Annotated in this window: 18 protein-coding genes; 9 read left to right on the top strand and 9 right to left on the bottom strand. The window is 41.8% G+C overall.

The genetic code is table 11. The features are described from left to right. Positions 1 to 172: 172 nt before the first annotated feature. Complete coding sequence (locus CEX98_RS14130) at positions 173 to 745, top strand: DJ-1/PfpI family protein (protein ID WP_099642701.1); 573 nt, start codon at positions 173 to 175, stop codon at positions 743 to 745. 112 nt (positions 746 to 857) lie between these two features. Here the strand turns inward: CEX98_RS14130 and CEX98_RS14125 are convergent, their stop codons facing one another. The 3 genes from CEX98_RS14125 to CEX98_RS14115 form a co-directional block, all read right to left on the bottom strand. Then, entirely contained in the window at positions 858 to 4,256 is a 3,399-nt protein-coding gene (locus tag CEX98_RS14125) for an ATP-binding protein (protein ID WP_099642700.1), read from the bottom strand. A gap of 140 nt (positions 4,257 to 4,396) precedes the next feature. Then, the gene (locus tag CEX98_RS14120; RefSeq protein ID WP_099642699.1) at positions 4,397 to 5,380 is read right to left on the bottom strand and encodes a glutathione S-transferase family protein; all 984 of its coding nucleotides are present in this window, start codon (positions 5,378 to 5,380) and stop codon (positions 4,397 to 4,399) included. Between the two features lie 9 nt (positions 5,381 to 5,389). After that, on the bottom strand, positions 5,390 to 6,217 hold the full coding sequence (locus CEX98_RS14115; RefSeq protein ID WP_099642698.1) for a pirin family protein: 828 nt from the start codon (positions 6,215 to 6,217) through the stop codon (positions 5,390 to 5,392). A 241-nt stretch (positions 6,218 to 6,458) separates the two neighbouring features. On the opposite strand from CEX98_RS14115, the gene CEX98_RS14110 reads away from it, so the two are divergent. The 3 genes from CEX98_RS14110 (at position 6,459) to CEX98_RS14100 (ending at position 8,790) form a co-directional block, all read left to right on the top strand. Further along, positions 6,459 to 6,968, top strand: coding sequence for a DUF2141 domain-containing protein (locus tag CEX98_RS14110; protein ID WP_099642697.1), 510 nt, complete (start codon positions 6,459 to 6,461; stop codon positions 6,966 to 6,968). A gap of 204 nt (positions 6,969 to 7,172) precedes the next feature. Then, entirely contained in the window at positions 7,173 to 8,060 is an 888-nt protein-coding gene (locus CEX98_RS14105) for an ABC transporter ATP-binding protein (protein WP_099642696.1), read from the top strand. 4 nt (positions 8,061 to 8,064) lie between these two features. After that, positions 8,065 to 8,790: an ABC transporter permease gene (locus CEX98_RS14100; RefSeq protein ID WP_099642695.1), complete on the top strand. Its 726-nt coding sequence runs from the start codon at positions 8,065 to 8,067 to the stop codon at positions 8,788 to 8,790. A gap of 56 nt (positions 8,791 to 8,846) precedes the next feature. Here the strand turns inward: CEX98_RS14100 and CEX98_RS14095 are convergent, their stop codons facing one another. Both CEX98_RS14095 and CEX98_RS14090 read right to left on the bottom strand, forming a co-directional pair. Then, positions 8,847 to 9,269 carry a DoxX family protein gene (locus tag CEX98_RS14095; protein ID WP_099642694.1) on the bottom strand — a complete coding sequence of 141 codons (423 nt, stop codon included), beginning with the start codon at positions 9,267 to 9,269 and terminating at the stop codon, positions 8,847 to 8,849. 139 nt (positions 9,270 to 9,408) lie between these two features. Continuing rightward, a complete protein-coding gene (locus tag CEX98_RS14090; protein ID WP_099642693.1) occupies positions 9,409 to 10,305 on the bottom strand; it encodes a LysR family transcriptional regulator in 897 nt (298 codons plus the stop codon). Positions 10,306 to 10,408: 103 nt separating this feature from the next. Between CEX98_RS14090 and CEX98_RS14085 the strand changes: the two genes are divergently transcribed. Continuing rightward, on the top strand, positions 10,409 to 11,254 hold the full coding sequence (locus tag CEX98_RS14085; protein WP_099642692.1) for an SDR family oxidoreductase: 846 nt from the start codon (positions 10,409 to 10,411) through the stop codon (positions 11,252 to 11,254). 51 nt (positions 11,255 to 11,305) lie between these two features. Here the strand turns inward: CEX98_RS14085 and CEX98_RS14080 are convergent, their stop codons facing one another. Further along, positions 11,306 to 11,668 (bottom strand): hypothetical protein, encoded by a 363-nt coding sequence (locus CEX98_RS14080; protein ID WP_099642691.1) that lies wholly within the window; start codon positions 11,666 to 11,668, stop codon positions 11,306 to 11,308. 199 nt (positions 11,669 to 11,867) lie between these two features. After that, positions 11,868 to 12,434 carry a uracil-DNA glycosylase family protein gene (locus CEX98_RS14075; protein WP_099642690.1) on the bottom strand — a complete coding sequence of 189 codons (567 nt, stop codon included), beginning with the start codon at positions 12,432 to 12,434 and terminating at the stop codon, positions 11,868 to 11,870. Positions 12,435 to 12,624: 190 nt separating this feature from the next. Here CEX98_RS14075 and CEX98_RS14070 point away from each other — a divergent pair, with 190 nt between their 5' ends. From CEX98_RS14070 to CEX98_RS14055, 4 genes are all read left to right on the top strand, one after another. Beyond that, positions 12,625 to 12,930: a hypothetical protein gene (locus CEX98_RS14070; protein ID WP_099642737.1), complete on the top strand. Its 306-nt coding sequence runs from the start codon at positions 12,625 to 12,627 to the stop codon at positions 12,928 to 12,930. Further along, complete coding sequence (locus CEX98_RS14065) at positions 12,927 to 14,516, top strand: PepSY-associated TM helix domain-containing protein (RefSeq protein ID WP_099642689.1); 1,590 nt, start codon at positions 12,927 to 12,929, stop codon at positions 14,514 to 14,516. Before CEX98_RS14070 ends, CEX98_RS14065 begins: the two co-directional genes overlap by 4 nt. Next, positions 14,516 to 14,848 carry a DUF3325 domain-containing protein gene (locus CEX98_RS14060; protein ID WP_099642688.1) on the top strand — a complete coding sequence of 111 codons (333 nt, stop codon included), beginning with the start codon at positions 14,516 to 14,518 and terminating at the stop codon, positions 14,846 to 14,848. Before CEX98_RS14065 ends, CEX98_RS14060 begins: the two co-directional genes overlap by 1 nt. Before the next feature lie 1,135 nt (positions 14,849 to 15,983). Beyond that, complete coding sequence (locus tag CEX98_RS14055) at positions 15,984 to 16,244, top strand: hypothetical protein (RefSeq protein ID WP_099642687.1); 261 nt, start codon at positions 15,984 to 15,986, stop codon at positions 16,242 to 16,244. Between the two features lie 151 nt (positions 16,245 to 16,395). Here the strand turns inward: CEX98_RS14055 and CEX98_RS14050 are convergent, their stop codons facing one another. Beyond that, positions 16,396 to 17,370 (bottom strand): transposase, encoded by a 975-nt coding sequence (locus CEX98_RS14050; RefSeq protein WP_099642686.1) that lies wholly within the window; start codon positions 17,368 to 17,370, stop codon positions 16,396 to 16,398. Positions 17,371 to 17,581: 211 nt separating this feature from the next. Continuing rightward, the gene (locus CEX98_RS14045; RefSeq protein ID WP_099642685.1) at positions 17,582 to 19,240 is read right to left on the bottom strand and encodes a hypothetical protein; all 1,659 of its coding nucleotides are present in this window, start codon (positions 19,238 to 19,240) and stop codon (positions 17,582 to 17,584) included. Between the last annotated feature and the right edge of the window lie 11 nt (positions 19,241 to 19,251).

Genomic DNA, 19,251 nt, shown 5'->3' with positions numbered 1-19,251 from the left:
TTGCGGGAAATGCGAGATTCTCTGCGATAGAGTGGCAAATACAGGGTTCATCAGGGCTGGTGCCATATTTTATGTAAAAAAATAGTTTTTTTTCATGGGTTGTTACAATTTACCTTGAAAAATTAACCAAAATCAGCCAAGTTAGTAAAAAACTGATCTGTGAGAATAAGTAATGGAAGTAGGTATTTTCATATACGATGGTGCAGAGTGTTTAGACTTTTGCGGCCCGTTTGAAGTATTCAATACAGCGAAGCGATTTATCGATACACCGATCAATGTCAGCCTTGTGGCACCTAGTCACGTACCAGTTACCTCTCGCGGCGGCATGAGTGTAAACCCCCATTACAGCATTTACTCGCACCCAAAGTTTGATCTATTAATCGTTGTTGGTGGGTTACATCACACAATTTGCAGCGATCATAACGTCCTAAACTGGCTTGCAGAAACTGCCAATCATACCTCTCAGTGTGCCTCTGTGTGTACTGGCGTATTCTTATATGCAGAAGCCGGACTGATCGATGGTAAGCGGGTCACTACACACTGGCAAGATATTGATGACTTGAGAGAGCAATACCCAACATTAGACGTTATCGAGGATGTTAGATTTATTATGGATCAAAATTTTACTAGCTCAGCCGGTATTTCCGCTGGTATTGATATGAGCTTAGAGCTAGTAAAAAAACGCTTTGGACAATCTATAGCCAGAAAAACAGCGACACAAATGGACTACGATTGGCCTAAATAACTTCTGGCTGGCGTGATTTTACGCTTGTGAGTTCAGGTATTTTATACAGAGGCCAGAGATAAAGTGGCGGGTTACTCGCCGTTAGCTCTCACTCGTCTCCTAGTATCTGCTATTAGCCATGTTGAACACTACTATGCTCTAGCTCAATAATGCGAGTTTTGGCAAACATAACGACTTTTTCGTATTCACCTTGCACTTCCTCAAGGAGTGCTTTACATTGCCCCGGCTGGTGCGATTGGGCGTGTGATTCAATCTTATCTAAGACATTGAATAAGGATTCGGCGGACAAATCTCCTGCTTGCCCTTTAAGTGCATGACTGTACCTTGCAGATGCTTCGCAGTTGCTGTTTTTTATACTCATGGTCAGCTGCTGCATCTGGTTATTAGAGTCGTCTAAAAATAAGCTATATACCTTGCTAAGCAGTCCGTGATCACCTGATAAACGCTCAAGTAAATCACCTTCTCTTATCGGCACAGTTTCTGGCACCGTATCACTTGTCTCAAAAGGGTGTATTAATATCGAGTCATCTTCTTTTGCATGAATATTTAAGGTCTCTAACACCTCAAAGAGCTGCTCTACCACCACAGGTTTTGTAACAAATTCATCCATGCCTGCACTTAAACAACGCTCCCTTTCCCCCGATAATGCACTTGCTGTCATGGCAATAATTGGGCTGTCTTTGTATCTATCTCCACCTTGACCTTGTCTAATCGCTCTCGTTGCTTGATAACCATCCATCCCAGGCATATTACAATCCATAAAGATGGCATCAAAGTCGACTTCCTGATGCTCAAATAACAGTAGTTTATTTACCGCATCTTGACCATCGACAGCAAAACTCACCTTGGCACCTTGCCCCTCTAAAATCCCCTTGGCCACGATGCGATTAATTTGGTTATCGTCAACCACCAAGAAATGGCACCCAGCAACCAAGTTACCAGTAAGTGCCGTCACTTCGCCCGATGATTTTAGGCTGGGCTGTAACCTAATTGCTTTGGTTAAATCGAATAGTGAGACAATCTCGCCAAGTCGAATAGGATCTGAAAGGTGCAAAAGATTATCGCTATCATTGATGTGTTGCAGCTCATCACCCACTAGAATTAATTTCTCGAACTCGCTTTTCGCTTTGGGCAATTGCGCAAAGGCTGTTTCATCGGTCACGATACACAGTTGGCTATTTAATTGATCCTCAATATACTCTCCACCCAGTTTACCTATGAGTTTTGCGATATAATCTCTTTCCAAATCACTGCTGCATGATACCGATACTTTTTTGCCCGTTAGAACCTTAGGTACATTAATGGGCTTGGTTTGAACACTAGAAAACGGCAATTCAAACCAAAATTTACTCCCTTTAAATTTTTCACTTTCAAAGCGAATGTGACCTAGCATTTTTTCTATAAGCTGTTTACAGATAGACAGCCCCAGACCAGTGCCACCGAACTCATTTGAGGTATTGCTAGACTCTTGACTAAACGATTGAAATAGCTTGTTATGATTTGATTTCTCGATACCAACACCTGTATCTTCAACCATCACTTTGAGCCAAACCGTATCATCTAACTGCTCTGAACTCACCGTGAGCTTTACATGTCCTTTTTTCGTAAACTTAATGGCGTTACTGAGCAGGTTATACACCACTTGCTTAACACGTGCAGCATCACCACATAATTCAATATGTTCAAGGCCGCTCTGATCTAAAACATAAGTAAGACCTTGCTCTTTTGCTTTTGCCGACATAGATAAAGCAACATGCTCAATGATTGAAAGTGGATTGAAAGGCTCGTTATCAATATCTAGCTTGCCAGCTTCAATTTTGGAGAGGTCCAGTACATCGTTGATAAGCGATAGTAAAGTAGTTGAACTGGTCTCCATCATTTCTAAATACTTGCGTTGGTGTTTTGTTACCGGCTCTTTTCTTACCAAATTGAGTGAGCCCAATATGCCGTTAAGTGGCGTTCTCATTTCATGGCTAATTGTCGAAATAAACGCACTTTTCACCTCAGACGCTTTGGCCGCTTTGTCACGCGCATCTACCAACTCTTTGGTACGCTCCTTCACTTCTTGTTCAAGTCGTTCATTTGCTCCTAGCAACTGCGCTTCAGCTTCTTTCTTATCAGTAATATCTTCCACAAATAAGGCCACCCCCTGTATCCCTTGTTTGCCGCCATAGATCGGCGACAAACTCAGTGACAGCCACTTGTTTTCTTGCGCGCTTTGATTTAACTCCAGCGATGTTGCTCCCACCTCTTCGCCTAACAGCACTTTACTTGCATTACGTTCAACAAACTGATGCACAGGCTCGGGTAAAAACCGAGAATCATGGCCTACCTTACTTTTGTTGAGTTGCCTGAAAAAGTGTTTAGCAGATTCATTGAAGCTGGTAAGCTTTAAACCCATATCAAACCCAAGTACCCCATCTGACGCTCCGTCTAAAATAGCCTTAAATTCAGCTCGAGTGGAATCCAATGTGCGTAAACTTTGGGTGTATTGCCAAAAAGCAAAGAAGATTAATGCAAATACACTACATGCAACAGCCAATAACGTGTATGTAGTCAAGCGCTTTTCATTTAAGTTTTGTTGGTAAATAGTAAAGGGGATGAGGTTCACTAATTGCACTTTTAAGTTATGGAAGTTTGCTCCTTCCACATCATTAATTAAGGCGAGAAAGCTTTCAGCCGTTTTTTTGTCTTCTACCAGTTGCAGCTGATTTGACCATGGCTGAACATTATATAATTTTTGAAAATTCAGCTCCGGGTTAAGATCCTTACTGTAGCGAAGCGCAAACTCTGGGTGGTAGATAAATGAATCATCCTCACCAAGTAATATAACCTTTTGCATACTAGGTACTTGTGCGCTCAGTTTTTCTATCATTTTTTCAGCATTGACATTAATAATTAAAATGCCAAATAACTCATTATCAATATCGTAAGTTGGCAGAGTAAAACGTTTTGTTGGTTGGATGGGAGTAACAATTCGACCATGCTCTCTATTTAGATTGATAGGCGTTGAATAGATAGTACGTTCCGGCAGTTGTAAGGAGTGTGTGAAATAGTCATGCTGGCTCTTGTTTTGCAATTTACTGTCAGATACCGAAATAACTTTTCCAAGCTGGCGCTCTGCTCTAACAAGCTCTAACCCTGTCTTTGCATCAAGTAGGCGGATCTGATTAAGACCATCATAAGAATACAACATCGACCTAAATATGGTGCTTAGTCGCGCACGCCATACATCAAGCTCAGTGTTCTCTTGTGGGTCTATCCCATTATTTTTTTGCGCTCTGGCAATACCTTGGATTGGCGGAGTATCGAGTAAAAAATAAAGAAACCGGCGGCTTGCGTCAATTTCTCCTAGATAAATGTTGTTTTGCGCCGAATGCACCTGCTCTAAGCGCTGATAAAAACTTTCGTTCAGATCATCTTGAATACTGTTTTCAAAATATAAAATAGCACTCAACATCACAGCCAGCAAAAGTATGATAGCGCCTTTAGCAATTTGGGAAGAAGACACATTTTCTCCTTGGACAGTAGCCTAGCTATTAGGTAATAAAACCCAAAGCGCGTTTGCCTCTGACGACAGGTTTAGCACAGAGCCCAAACGCACTTTTAAATTTAGTCCAAATCTAACTAAAGGCAATTGTTTATACTTGCCTACAAAGAAATCCCCTGACGATTATGATAACCAAGGTAATCTATTGCGGGTCCTTCTGGCACCACTTGGGTTGGGTTTATCATAGTGTGGCTAAAGTAGTAATGCCGCTTGATATGTGCAAAGTCGACTGTCTCAGCTATTCCAGCATGCTGGTACAAGTCTCGAACATACCCTGAAAGATTCGGGTAGTCTTCAATTTGCCTAATATTACATTTAAAGTGGCCATGATAGACGCTATCGAAGCGTATCAAGGTTGTAAACAAGCGCCAGTCAGCTTCCGTAAGCTGGCCTTTCACCAAATAACGCTGTGCTGCGAGTTGAGTTTCTAGTTTATCCAAGGCCTTAAATAATGCCTTTACCGCGTCGTTATATGCCTCTTGGGTCGTAGCAAAACCGGCTTTGTATACGCCATTATTAATATGATGGTAGACAAATTCATTGACTGCATCGATTTCGTTTCTTAATGCCTCTGGGTAGTAGTCTGCCTGCTCGCCAGTGATATGGTTAAACGCACTATTGAACATGCGAATGATCTCGCTCGACTCATTACTCACTATCTGGTTGGTTTGTTTATCCCAAAGGACAGGCACGGTTACTCTACCCGAATAATTTGGGTCATTTTTTGTATACAATTGGTGCATAAAGCTTTGTTGATGCAGGTTATCCCCGACCTCTGGACGTTGGCTGCTAAAAGTCCAACCTTGATTAAGCATATCAGGGTCTACAATAGAGACATCGATATGCCCCTCAAGTCGCTTGAGCTTTCTGAAAATAAGCGTGCGATGCGCCCAAGGACATGCCAACGACACATACAGGTGATAGCGACCAGACTCCGCTTTAAAGCCAGCTTTTCCAGAAGGCCCTGCACTACCATCTTGAGTTACCCAGTTTCTTAATTTTGAAGACTCGCGCTCGAATTTACCTTGGCTACTTTTGGTGTCATACCATTTATCGTGCCATTGACCATCGATTAATAATCCCATGTAAACCCCCTATACAATATCGCCGAAGCGACCTTGTTGATAATCTCTCACCGCCTGATGCAACTCTTCTTGTGTGTTCATTACAAACGGCCCCATATGTGCGATTTTCTCGTTGATTGGCTGTCCCGCAAGAATAACAAAGCCTACTTTATCCGTTGCAATTAAACTCATTTGATGTTCTGGGTCTAACTCCAAAAGCGTTTGTTCGCCGTAGTTTTCAAACCGACCAGAGTGGATATAAATCATCACTTTAGCAAACTGAGTGAGATCTAATTGCAACTGAGTACCTTGCTCCAACTCCACATCTGCAAGGGCGCCATTCCCCGCTAAACCTTGTAGTGGTGAAGCTAGCTGTTGGCCTTCAACATGCCAAGTCCCTGCTAACGCCTTAAAATATCCCGCTTCACCTATGGTGATTTTAGGAGCTGGCTGTTCAGTTGTGTCTTGATACTTAGGTGCCCGCATTTTCTCTTTTGCAGGCATGTTCAGCCAGATTTGAAAGCCGTGCATGCCTTCGGTATCGCTCAGCGGCATTTCGCTGTGTACGACGCCTCGGCCTGTGCTCATCCATTGCACGTCTCCACTGCGGATTGCTTTAACATTGCCCATTTGATCTTTATGTTCAAACCCGCCTTTGCGGATGTACGTAAAGGTTTCAATACCACGATGTGGGTGCGGCGGGAAACCCGCAATAAAGTCATTCGGGTCGTCTGACTTCAGCTCGTCAATCATAAGGTATGGATCAAGGCTTTTTCCGTCAAAGCCAGAGATCCGGTTAATATTGACACCGCCGCCGTCTTGAGTCGCGTGTGCTTTATTGACTCTGATAATTTTCATGGAAACTCCATTACTGTTTCGTTATGTGTTTAGATTATCAAAGTGATGAGAGATTAAAATTAGCTAAAATTGGGTAATACGTTCGTTTAAAAAGAATGAAAGACACAAGTTTTTGCATATTCATGTCATAGTGGTCAGAACAGTGTTCTCCTGCATCTAGATCTAACAATTTTTAACAGTAATCACACAATTATATGACAAGCTTGTGGGGCTATAGTTTAACGCTTGATAGGAGCAAAGGATGAGGTCTCTAATTATTTTATTTGCGCTGACATTACTTGCAGCGTGCAGTTCAACAAGTCCAGTCAGTGTGAATACGGTTGCAGGTCCGCCAACTAACCTTACCGTTGAAATCACCGACGTTACCAACACTGATGGTCAGATGCTAGTATTGCTATTTGACAATAGTGCCGACTACCATAGCGATAAGAATGTGAATGATCCTGACGCACACTTTTTTCGCAAGCTCATTGTTTCACCACAGACACCCGTCACTTCGGTTACTTTTGAAGATGTACCCGCTGGACAATACGCCATTCACGTTATTCATGACGAAGACGGTGACGGCGGTATGGATCGGATGATTTTCCCATTTACTGGTATGCCCAGCGAACCTTATGCCTTATCAAATAATATTCACGACAGCTTCTCAAAGGGAGATTTTGAAGAAGCATTGTTTACGGTAAAAGCCCCTAACACTAAGATCCAGCTAGCCCTCTCTACACACTTATCAAAAATGACTGGATTGTAAAATACAATGGTGCAGTTAGCGCTGCACCTGTTATTGCGACTTATTAAACTAACAGGTTCATTTGAGGACGAAACATAGCTCTCTTAATTAACTAGATTGGTATTGTGTCTGACAATTGTCATTTCATTTCCTGACAACCCTCACTCACCTCTCTCGTTGATGCACTGCATACTGCTCGATAGTCAAAACTCGGGAGTAAATACAGTGAGCAATGCAATTGAGCTAACCAATATTCGCTTTTCATACAACGATAATATGCCAATTCTTGAGCGACTCAATCTAACGCTTGAGCAAGGTAAGGTATATGCCATTTTAGGCCCAAATGGTGCCGGAAAAACCACTTTAATCAATATAATGCTCGGCCGGTTAACGCCAACCTCAGGCCACATTTCTGTACTTGGACACAACCCAGACTCAGCTCATTGCCGCGAGCGAGTCGGCGCTATGATGCAGTTAGCAGGATTACCATTACACACCAAGGTCATCGAGTTTTTAAGGTTATTTTCTAGCTACCACCAAGACCCCATTTTACTGGCGCAGTTAATATCAATATGCCAACTAGAAACATGTTTAGAGCAAACATTTGATACCTTGTCTGGAGGACAAAAACAGCGTTTGTTTATGGCGATTGCACTCGTAGGAAACCCAGATATTGTTTTTTTAGATGAACCTAGCGCTGGTATGGATGTGGAGTCTAGACAGCAATTGTGGCTGTCCATTAAAAGACTAAAACAACAAAATAAGACGGTACTTTTGACCACACATTATCTTCATGAAGCAGAAGCATTAGCTGATGAGCTATTGATACTCAAAGAGGGGCAATGCCAAAAGTTAAACGACATTCCAGAAATTGCTAATAACTTCCAACGTTCAAAAATCCGCTTTAGTTGTGCGCAGCCTGTGGCCGCTTTAGTCGACGCTTTACCTCTGGTTGACCTAACAGTGCAAGGAAGCGAATTCACTATTTTGACTGACGAACCTAACCAGATCCTGCAACGTCTATTAAACCAGTTCAGCATTTGCAATCTCCATGTCGCACCAATGAATCTAGAAGAAGCTTATTTAGCTTCAATGAACATACAGAAGGCTTAACACTATGATCAATGCCACCTCTTTTATTCTTGAAAGCAAAACAGAGCTACTTAGCACCTTTAGAAGCAAAGGTTTTGTCATCCCTGCGACTTTGTTTCCCTGCTTGTTTTATCTCTTTTTTGGTATCGTTTTTAGCCATCACGACTCTCACAATTATATGTTTATCAATTACTTGATATTCGCCATGATTGGTCCTGCGCTATTTTCCTTTGGCGTGAATGTTGCGCTGGAAAAACAAAATGGCTGGCTTGTACTCAAGCAACTGTCGCCGGTTTCCCCTTATCAATACTTACTTGCTAAATGCGTGAGTGCCACAGCATTTTCATTACTTGTTGCATGCTTAATGAGCCTATTGGCGCTGTTTTCAGGGGTGTCATTAACCCTCGCACAGTGGGTGTTAGTGGTCATACTGGCTCTGGTCGGTACTTTTCCTTTGTGTATGCTTGGCTTAATTGTGGGGCTTTCTGTGTCGGCAAAGGCTGCACCTGCGGTTGTCAATTTAATTTATCTTCCCTTATCGCTGTTGTCTGGACTTTGGTTACCTATCACAGTGTTTCCAGAAGGGATGCAATGGTTTGCTTGGTTATTACCTACTTTTCATATCTCTCAATTAGCGCTGACCATAATTGACGGTGCTTTGGGTTTTCCGCTGTACTGGCACCTTGTTGTGTTAACAGGACAAACCTTATTGCTCTTTTTGATAGCAAAAGCCAAGTTCAAAAGAGCTTGATGGCTTCGCGCTAGCGCACAGACAATACGCTGTGCGCCGCTTTTTAATTTGTACTGTTATGATTTATTTACCATGAATTTGCTATCTATGCTGAATTGGCCAGCACCTGCGGCGGCTAGCGCCAGAAAGCCACCAGCCATTGCAATATTTTTAAAGAACATTAAAAACTGCATTTGATCGGCCAGTTCAAAGTGAAATAGCAGTGCACTGATAACGCTAAACCCTGCAAATGCTATTGCAGTAAGTTGAGTGAATGCCCCAACCAAAATAAATAGACCACCGATCAGCTCAAATGCGATCACCAATGGTAGCAACTCTCCAGGCAAACCACTCGATGTCATATAAGCGGCATTCCCCTCATAAAATTGAATTTTATTTATCGCTGCCAAAATGAAAATTGCTGATAAGCCAATTCGACCAAATAGCGATGCTAGTGAAGCTAGTGTGCTATTGGGTTTGATGATGTTAATTAAGTTCATGATACTTTCCTCTATAAATTCAATCGATATTAGGGAGCTCTTCGCGAGCCGTTGGAGAAAAGTATACGTTCGATTTGAAATAATTAAATTTGTAAAAATAACACCAACCATTCTATTTTTAAGAAAATCAATAGCTCATTTAATTAAATAACTCAGCCTCAAGTAAAAAGTCTATAACGGCTCTAGTCCTTGGAGGGATTTGTTTTCTCGACGGATAAACCAAAGAAAAGACTAGTTGTTCGCTACTTAGCGTAGGACAAATCATTTGTAACTCACCTCGCCCTACTTCTTGCTTTACCGTTGATGGCAGTAATTGTGCTACCCCTAATCCCGCCACAGCCATTTGTTGTAACAGCATAGGAGAATTACACCAGTGTACTTGATTAGGTGCCAGGTTTACCGCTATACCATCACGATAAAGCTGAGTCATGCCTGTTACCTTAGCTTGCTCGAGTAACAACCAAGGTAATTGATTTAACTGGGCTTCACCCGCAGGTAACCCATATTGGTTGATCAACCTAGGGCTGGCATACAATTTAAAGCGCTCTTGATGCAGCTGCCGAGCAACAAGCGAACTGTCTTTGGGAAAGCCAACTCTAAGCGCCAAGTCTATTTGATCATTGATAATATCGCGCTTGTCATCGTCAACGATGATATTAAGCTGGATCTTCGGGTAGCGAGCAGTCAACTCTGCAAGTTTTGGCAAAAGAAACTTATGTGCAATGTCGTGCGTCATGGTGATTGACACCATCCCATGGGGATCTTTGTTATCTAATACCACCTCAATATCATCTAAAATAGCATGCAAGGAATGAGCTTGTGCCAGAATATCTCGCCCTTCACGAGTAAGTGTGAGCTGCCTAGTACTGCGCTGCAATAAACGGACACCCAACATTTCTTCCAAGTGAGAGATCTGTTCACTCACCCTAGAGCGACTTGTAGCTAGCTTACGCGCAGCTTGCGAAAAACTCCCCGTATCCACCACGGTCGCAAATATTGCTAAGAGTTTCAGTGCATTTAGATTGATTGTACTCATTTACCGAACTCACCATACTGATTTACTCATCTTATGATAACAAAAATTACCGCGCATAATACTCATCAACCAATACATTCAAGTCTTTAAAGAGGAATACATAATGATCGCAGTCACTGGCGCAACCGGTAAATTAGGTCAACTCACCGTTGAGTTTCTAACTCAAAAAATACCAGCATCCAATATTGTTGCTCTGGTTAGAGATAAAGATAAAGGACAGGCACTAATTCAACTTGGTGTGAAGGTAAGGGAAGCGGATTACAACAACCCAAACACACTAAAAACTGCGCTTGCAGGCGTGCAAAAACTGCTACTAGTATCGAGCAATCAAATAGGGAGTCGCACACAGCAACACAAGGCGGTGATCGATGCAGCAAAAGAAAATCAAGTCAGCTTTATCGCCTATACAAGTATCTTAAATGCAGATAGTTCGACGCTTGAACTCGCCAAAGAGCATAAAGAAACAGAAGCATATTTAAAGAGAAGTGGTATAGCGTACAGCATATTGAGAAATGGCTGGTATAACGAAAACTATACGGATTTAGCGCCTGTATTTAACGCTAAGCAAGCGATTACTTCTATCGCGCCACAAGCAAGAATCAACAGTGCTTCACGCAGAGACTATGCTCTCGCGGCTGCAACAGTATTGAGTGAGACTGGTCATGAAAATCGTATTCATGAGCTCGCAGGCGACACAGCCTTTACAATTGATAGCTTGGCACAAGCCGTGTCTTCGCACACCCAAGCAGAGGTAAAGCCCAATTTTGTATCAAGTCGCGAATATTTAGCATATCTTGTGGCACTCGGTGTGCCAGAAAACTTTGCGCTATTACTGGTTGATGCTGAAACTCAAGCACAAAAAGGCCACTTAGCCTCAAACAGTAAAGCACTTAGTCAGCTAATAGGAAGACCCACCACAACTATAGCGCAAACATTGGCGACAAGTTGATTTTTGTAGGAGTGCTTGTGCACAAGCAAGGCCTTGTGCACTAATATAAAACTACTTGCTGAAAGGCTTACTTTCTAACGTAGCAGTCAGCAAATCACGGCTTACCAAAAACCCACATATGCTCACAACCACCAAAAAAATGCCATACATAGAACCAATATAGACCCAGTCACTTTGCCCCATCAATAAACTAGCTCGAGTTCCGTCATTCACTAATAAAATATTGATTAGTGATAAAGTTATTACACTACGGAAGTAAATCGGCTTGTCCATATGACTCGCAAATGCCGCAATAATGAGGGAAAACAGGCAAAGGTAAAAACCAATTACAGAAAACGCACCAGGTTGCATACTCGGATAAAATGCAACTAAAGAGAGGAGCACAGCAGCCCAACCGGTAGTCTTGTATATCATTATCAAGTCCTTTGAAAATGTTAAAAAGTGTTCGTTATGTAAACAAGCTGAAGTATGAGGTAATACACTTAATTACGCAACTAAATGATGATAAATAATCGTGAATATGACCTTTATTCCCTAGTTTTAAGAGGTTTGGATTGGGTAGCAAACAAGAAGAAGGAATAAAGTATTATATATTTCTTCTTTCCTCTGAATATCAGTGCGCTATTGCAGCTTTAACACGAGCCTGTAATTGCGGTACTGCACAAGTTTCAAACCAACTGTGTTTTTTTAACCATATTTGATTCCTTGGACTTGGGTGAGGCAAAGGCAATGGGTTTTGGTTGGCGAAATCGGCAGCTTTCACCGCTTCTGTGACGGTTGAATAATGCGATAAATAGCACTTTTGCGCGTATTGACCCACAAGTAAGGTCAAAGAAACCTGATTGAGCGTTTTTAATACTGGTTTATGCCAAGTGGGTGCGCATATTTTAGGTGGAGGTAAGTCACCTGACTTCCCTTTACCTGGATAGCAAAAAGCCATTGGCACGATAGCAAATAAATCTGGGTTATAAAACTGTTCGTGATTGACAGACAGCCAAGCTCGTAGCCTATCGCCACTCGGATCATTAAACGCTTTATTGCTTTGATGTGCTTTAAGACCAGGTGCCTGTCCTATGATTAGTATTTTAGCTTGCGTAGTTCCTTGAATGATAGGGTTAGCCCCCATCGATAAAGTCCCTTCACAAAGCCGACACTTTCTTACTTGTTCAAAAATATCCATCTATATGTGCTTCGCTTTTACTTTATTGCTACGCCCAACATTATGTCACAACTGACATCACACCCACACAGGCTTATATTTAGTCTCCAGAATCATTACACTCAACTTAAAACAAGTACGAATCACTATCATTTATATGCAAATTATTGGATAATAATCTATTACTCTTAAACGCTTTATGAAGGTTGCTATGCCTAGTTGGGATAACACAAGTAAACAGGCTGCTTTATATAGAGCAGAAGTGCTAGCGCGCTTTTTTATTGCTATCGTTGGTGGCTACTACGTAACGGCCTTAGCTTCATCTTTGTTAGCTCTCACTCTACCACTTAAGCGCCTTGATGCGCTTTTATATGCATTAACCACAGGCATCGTATTTTACGCCATTGTTTTTATTTGGGTGTTTGGGTGCCGATCTTTTAGAAAGGTATTTCTTGGCATGATCGGAATACTTTGTATTCTTTATGGCGCATTGACGCATTTTGGAGGCTCGCTGTGAGAGACTCTTTTTTTCGCAGTATGACCTGGCTTCATACATGGGTTGGCCTACTCGTTTGCTGGCTGCTGTTTTTAATCTTTTTTGCGGGAACCGCCAGCTTTTTTAGGCACGAAATTAGCCTATGGGCTCAACCAGCAACCCACAATCTTCCTCATTACGATCGTGCTTTACAAAACGAAACAATCACAAAAAGTATAGAGCGATTTCAGTTGCAAGCGCCTCAAGCTGATTCATGGCGAATAGAGATGCCGACAGAGCGGCGCCCAAGCTTGTTGCTTATGTATTCAGACAAACCAGCTGAAGGAGAGCGACGAGGAAAGCGTCATGCAGAATATTTAAACCCTATAACACTGGAGCCATTGCCCGAATTTAGGGAAACGAAAGGCGGGAACTTTTTCTACCGCTTGCATTTTGACTTGCATTATATGAATGCAATCACAGCACGCTGGATTGTTTGTTTTGCAACTTTGTTTATGTTGATCGCGCTTATTTCTGGGGTGGTGATCCATAAACGTATTTTTAAAGACTTATTCCAATTTAGAAATGGAAAAGGGCTAAGAAGCTGGTTAGATGCACATAACGTATCCTCAGTGGTTGCTTTACCATTTCATATTATGATCACTTACACAGGCTTAGTAACCCTCATTTTTATGCTACTACCACAGCCTGGCGAGCAACGCTATGAAGATAAACAAACGCTAAGAAGCGAACGCTACCCATTACTAGCAAAGCTCCCTGAAACAGGACAGCCACTGCAAGCACTCGCTCTAGGACAGGCACTAGATCATTATTTTACTAGCTCACATAACGCACCGCTTCGCCGTATTGTCATTTCTTCCCCTGGAGACACTAACGCAACCATTAAGCTCTATGCTAATGCTCAACGAGCTGTACAGGACGATCCACCAAGCTGGATGTATAGTGCTGAAACAGGGGAATTACTGAGGACACACAATGTAAATTTGTCTGGAGCTGAGAATATGTTTGGCGGCATGATAGCGCTACATACAGGGCGATTAGCAGCGCCAGTCCTACGCTGGCTATACTTTATTGCAGGGTTGGCTGGCTGTGTAATGATAGCCACAGGTGCTGTCATGTGGGCAAAGAGGTTACGTCAGAAGTTAAAGGGTGATAAAAAACCGAGTATAGGACTTAAATTGGTGGAGTCCTTGAACCTAGGTACAATCATGGGGCTACCCGCTGCAACAGCGATATTTTTTCATGCTAATCGCATGCTGCCCACTGAATTGGCAGGACGCGCAGATAAAGAAGTTTTAGCGTTTTTCGTCACTTGGGGAGTAGTCATTGTATGCGCTCTATGTAAGTCGGATAAACTAGCTTGGCTACAGTCGGCAAGGCTAAACGCTATATTATGGGGCTTACTGCCACTAGTAAACATGCTAACTACAGATGGCAATCTTGTGAGCTATTTATTTAATGGTCAGTGGGTATTGTTTGGTTTTGATGCCTTGGCTATTAGTATCGCGGCGGGTTTCATGCTTCAAGCTAAAAAACTCCAAACAAATGGTAAGGCGACAACTCCAGCGATTCCACGTCGCCAAGCAAAACACGAGGTAAATGCCTAATGGAATGGCTGACATTTTTACTTTGCTTGTTAGCGTTTATGGGTTTTGCTGTCGCAAAGCCCAATCACTTTAAAGAAGTATATGGTGCACGTCCGAAAGGGAACGTGACAAACCAATTAACCATTATTAGTTGGCTTTGCCTCTCCATTAGCTTTGCACTTGCAGTTATAACTCGAGGTGCCTATGGTAGCTTGGAGTTTATCGGCTATATGACCCTGGCGGTATTGCTTCTTGTTACTATCTTTGCAACTAAACCTAAGTGCTTTAGATCATTATTTTACCTAGTCATTACCGGTGTATTGCTTAGTACGCTTTATTGGATCATATTTTAACTAAGGCGCCGCTTATGGCGCCTTTCTTAGATCACAATCTTACTAACATTGCTTAATTAACTCTTTGAAACTACAACATTTAGCATAAAATATCAGCAACGACTTCCCTACACACCGCAAATTTACCAACTCAACGTCTGCAAAGTTAGTAAAATAATGATCTATGAAGCTTCGTTTGCAAGACATGTTAGTAAAAAAGTGATCTAGAGCTTACTTTTCAGCTTCTACTTAGTAAAAATCTGATCTTAATTTCCCTAAGTACACACCAGTTAGTCAAATCCTGATCTCAGTGGCTTTAAAACTGCTCTTCATTCCTTAAATAAAACCGAGAAACCTAATCTCCGGGCAAACTCTGACTAATCCATACGAGCTGGCTAGCCGCTTTGCACCCACAAAACACTATCGGGAACACAGCCTTCTTCTGGTCGCAGGTCTTATTCGAAACAAAACTTCTATTTAATCGCGCTAGCTAGGATTTCGATTATGTTGTTCTCTTTTGGTTTTGCGCTTTGTATCAATAGATTAATAATCTAAAACGCAGGCTATCTGTTTAAAGCGCTAGCTTCTGATGTTGAAGTAAAAAATGACTCGTTAATTCATTGGGCTCGGCAATTTCTCGCTGGGATATTTTTGATTCCAGCTCTCTTATCGTCCACTCAACTTTGCCATACATCTCTATACTGTTATTACGTCAATAAAAAGCAAAGGCAAGGAATTTAACATAATTCAGAGCTGCCAGTATCTAGATACTGATACTGGCAGCTCTGTGAAAGGATTGATTTTCCCCTGTTAGTGCCACCTGTTGAGATAATTGATACTTAGTGGCCATAAATACTTGCCTACGTTTATGCCAGTTTTCATAATCTCCCACTACTAATCAGGTTCTGTTGTAGCACCACCTGCGAGGACAAAGAACTTGGCTCCTGTAATGAAGGTGATTGAGCTTTATTCTAGATTATAAGCAACCATGTAGTGACAGCCACCGCAATAAATATAGTTACCCAAAACAGTGCCTTTCAAACTTACTGACTCCTATTTTGTGAAGTACAATAAAGCCGTAACCTCATGAAAAATAGTTAAAAGGTGCTATAGTAAGTTATTTTACTTAAAACTACCTGTATGAAAAGGAGTTTCCATGGACAGGCACTTGATTACATTACAGGCATTGATAGCGCAATTAAGTTTAGCTGTAACGCTCGGGCTTAAGATAGTTAATGTCTTTTTCGTGTTCATTTTACTCACTATCGAGCCAAACAGAGCGAAAGTTGAACGTAAAAACAATAGGTTCGGTTCTATACAAGCTAGGGGCGGCATTCTAAAGGACGGTTTTAAATGGACAGGCACTCAAAAAATGATAGAAGCCAAGCTGAATGCAAAACTACCTTTTGACCAATAACATAATGATTCAACTAGAGGCTTGGTTACTTTTGAATTAACTGATTTTTATGAATGTGTAATGCGTAACTTCTAGTAGCTCGTGGCAGAAGGAACGGGCACTTGGCACTTTTAAGAATGAGCTAATTACACTAATTCAACTAAACTTAATACTATGCAAACAACTGCTTGCTCGCTGAGATATTACTTCGTCGTTTAAAGTTTTGATGTTCGCAGAAACATATTATTGAATTTGCTTTACCTACAGCTCCATGAAAACTCTCTTCGAACTTAGTCGTAAGCTTCAACCAATTTTGAGAACAAATATTGAGCCTATCGAGAATGGGATGCTGGCTGCCATCTATATACCCAGGCTTGTCAGAACGAATACTCCTGCCAGTTACATCAACTAAATCTAGATATGAGCTTAGTTCAAATGCGATCCCTTTTGACATCTTCTTTTTGCTATTACCTACAAATCGCATGAGAGACTTTGGTTGCTCTCCTTTTCTTGCAGCGTGACACCTTAATTTGATGCTGGTATGCTCCGACCCTTCCGGGATATCAGCTATTTTTGCTCGGATGGGGTTTAAGTCGACATAGACCATGCATGCCAACAGCGCTGATTCATCTAACAGAGCTTGAGATTTGAAACGCCCTTCCCAAAAGTGCCCTGTGCACTCATCCTCTTTATTGGCTTTTCGAGCTATAAACTCATTCAACCCCCGCATAAACCAGCTAATATTTGCAAGCCTACTTCGATATTCTTCGACTTCTTCTTGTAAGATCATCTGCTCACTTTTATTTAATACTTCCCCTTGCAAGAAGCGCTGACCCAACGAAGAACCTTTGTATAGCGTATACCAGCGAGTCAACACCGATTTATCACTTATTCTTTGTGCTTTATTATCATCGACATACAACACAAGATGGGTGTGATTTGTCATGATCGCATAAGCACAAACATCAATACAGAACGACTTAGCAAGAAGATGAAGTCGCTCCTCGACCCATCCACGCCGATGTTCGTAAGACTTACCCGTTACTTCATCCTCTCCACACAAAAACGCTCGGCGTACACAACGTGACACACAGTGGTAATATTGGGTATCCGACAAGCTGATTTGGCACTTCCGTGGCAATCCCATCGTTCACTCCTTGAACTTTGAAATGTTAATTAAAGAATCTAAAGCGTAGCTGAAGTTACAGGAGTTTCCAGTACATTCTGGGTGAAAAAAGAAACTACAGGTGTCTGTCCACGGTATTGTTGAAGGTCTTTGTTGTATGCCTGTCCACAGTATTTGTTGTATGCCTGTCCACAGTATTTTTTGAGGGGGGAAAACCCCCTCTCTCAGGTTTTTATTTCGCTGTACTCCAATCTAGCTGCATGTCCCATACATAGCGGTGTTGAGGTTCTAATGGCTGCTGTGAATCGTCTACTTGCTCCAGCACATTGCGCGCTTTTACGATAGTAGCATCGCGGCCAAACAGATAACTTTGCTCCTTTACTATGGTTAAATATGCCTTATTTAGCGCAAGAGCGCGGGATTTTGAAGGGGTGATCAACTCATACAAATTTTCCGCAGATTTAACCTTTTCAGTATTCACCGTGCCATCTTTATTAAACCAACGCATTAGCATTTCCTGGTTCTGTCTAAACTCATCTCCGCCGCCAACACGCATCATATAGGTTAAAAACTCGCCCTGTATTTCACCTTTATTAGGTACATCTTGCATCTCCTTTAGGTTGATATAACCCCACCCAAGCTCGCCTTCAACCTTGCGTGCAAACGAAAATGTTTGGTCATACGTTGCTCCTATGGTTTTATGACAGCCATTACAAAATGCAAGCTCTTGCTTATGCTGTGGACGCAGTTCACCAGATTTGTCTTCAATATAACCATTGATAGTCCAACCAAAGTTATTGTTTATCCCTTGATCTCCTAAGTAGAGGGTTTGAGGATAGTTCTCAAAAGATTTTTCTTTTGCTTCGCGATAATAGGCTGCACCTAGAGATTGTTTAGATTTAAAGTTGTGCTTTTTCATATACCGCACTTCTTTCATTCGTGGTGCATTAAATACCTGTCCATTTTCATCAACTCCAATATAACGAACAGTATGTAAAAACTCTGTATCCTCTGGATATAGCTGATGAGCAAGCTCTACTTTGTTCGCATCGCCAACATAGTGCACTTTACGTTTTATATTGGTAATGTTTGTGAGCTTACCATCGCCATTTAAATCCACACCAACTCGTGGCTCGGAAATTATCGGTGTTGATATTTCGTCAAGCCCCTTTACAGCCATTTCAACTAGGCTAAGATTCGCCAAATAGACATCTTGATTATATGTATCGCCCTTTTCTCTGAAATTGTCAGCAAGACGGATCATGACATCCCCTGTTGAACCATTTGTAGGCCAAAATGTACTAGGGAAAGGCTTGTAATTGAATGCCACCCAACCACTCCCATCGTTAGCTATACCTAGCTCGTTAAACGCCTTTTCAGGGTAGGCTAAGTTTTCAATAGGTGTGATCTCACCTTTCCAATCAGGATTATTTTTTAATTTTTCGATAAATGGTGTGTAGTTATCTTGGTTAACCCAGTTAGTAATATCTTGATCTGAAATATCTTTGATAAGCTCTGAGCGATCTTTAAACAGATTCTTCCAGTGATTTTTAAACCCAAGATCAGAAAACTCATAAGCCCCTTGCAGATTCGCATCACGCATTATATTAGGTCGACTTTTCTCATCATAAGATTGGTGACAGGCATAACATGGGTTGTTTACCCCATCCGTTTTGGTATAGCACTGAGGCGGGATCACCGATTCCGGGTTATACACTTCATCATGCAGCATAAATGCGGTAGCAGGAATGTCATCTCCCCGCTTATACGGTGCTGCAGCTTGTGCGGTGGCAATAAATGCTGTATTGGTTAGCCCTGTGGCTGGTTCATCATTACAACCAAGCAAAGCTACGCTCGTTAATGCCACTAGAGTTAGGCTAACGTATTTCATTTTTATGACTC

Source organism: Pseudoalteromonas piscicida (assembly GCF_002744175.1).
Taxonomy (GTDB): Bacteria; Pseudomonadota; Gammaproteobacteria; order Enterobacterales; family Alteromonadaceae; genus Pseudoalteromonas; species Pseudoalteromonas piscicida_B.
This window is presented reverse-complemented; position numbering and strand designations above follow the sequence as displayed.

Coding starts and splice junctions, on each gene's coding strand:
- CEX98_RS14120 (WP_099642699.1), bottom strand. CDS start 5,380: ATGGGATTATTAATCGATGGTCAATGGCACGATAAATGGTATGACACC.
- CEX98_RS14085 (WP_099642692.1), top strand. CDS start 10,409: ATGATCGCAGTCACTGGCGCAACCGGTAAATTAGGTCAACTCACCGTT.
- CEX98_RS14075 (WP_099642690.1), bottom strand. CDS start 12,434: ATGGATATTTTTGAACAAGTAAGAAAGTGTCGGCTTTGTGAAGGGACT.
- CEX98_RS14050 (WP_099642686.1), bottom strand. CDS start 17,370: ATGGGATTGCCACGGAAGTGCCAAATCAGCTTGTCGGATACCCAATAT.
- CEX98_RS14115 (WP_099642698.1), bottom strand. CDS start 6,217: ATGAAAATTATCAGAGTCAATAAAGCACACGCGACTCAAGACGGCGGC.
- CEX98_RS14080 (WP_099642691.1), bottom strand. CDS start 11,668: ATGATATACAAGACTACCGGTTGGGCTGCTGTGCTCCTCTCTTTAGTT.
- CEX98_RS14100 (WP_099642695.1), top strand. CDS start 8,065: ATGATCAATGCCACCTCTTTTATTCTTGAAAGCAAAACAGAGCTACTT.
- CEX98_RS14045 (WP_099642685.1), bottom strand. CDS start 19,240: ATGAAATACGTTAGCCTAACTCTAGTGGCATTAACGAGCGTAGCTTTG.
- CEX98_RS14130 (WP_099642701.1), top strand. CDS start 173: ATGGAAGTAGGTATTTTCATATACGATGGTGCAGAGTGTTTAGACTTT.
- CEX98_RS14060 (WP_099642688.1), top strand. CDS start 14,516: ATGGAATGGCTGACATTTTTACTTTGCTTGTTAGCGTTTATGGGTTTT.
- CEX98_RS14070 (WP_099642737.1), top strand. CDS start 12,625: ATGCCTAGTTGGGATAACACAAGTAAACAGGCTGCTTTATATAGAGCA.
- CEX98_RS14090 (WP_099642693.1), bottom strand. CDS start 10,305: ATGAGTACAATCAATCTAAATGCACTGAAACTCTTAGCAATATTTGCG.
- CEX98_RS14095 (WP_099642694.1), bottom strand. CDS start 9,269: ATGAACTTAATTAACATCATCAAACCCAATAGCACACTAGCTTCACTA.
- CEX98_RS14055 (WP_099642687.1), top strand. CDS start 15,984: ATGGACAGGCACTTGATTACATTACAGGCATTGATAGCGCAATTAAGT.
- CEX98_RS14110 (WP_099642697.1), top strand. CDS start 6,459: ATGAGGTCTCTAATTATTTTATTTGCGCTGACATTACTTGCAGCGTGC.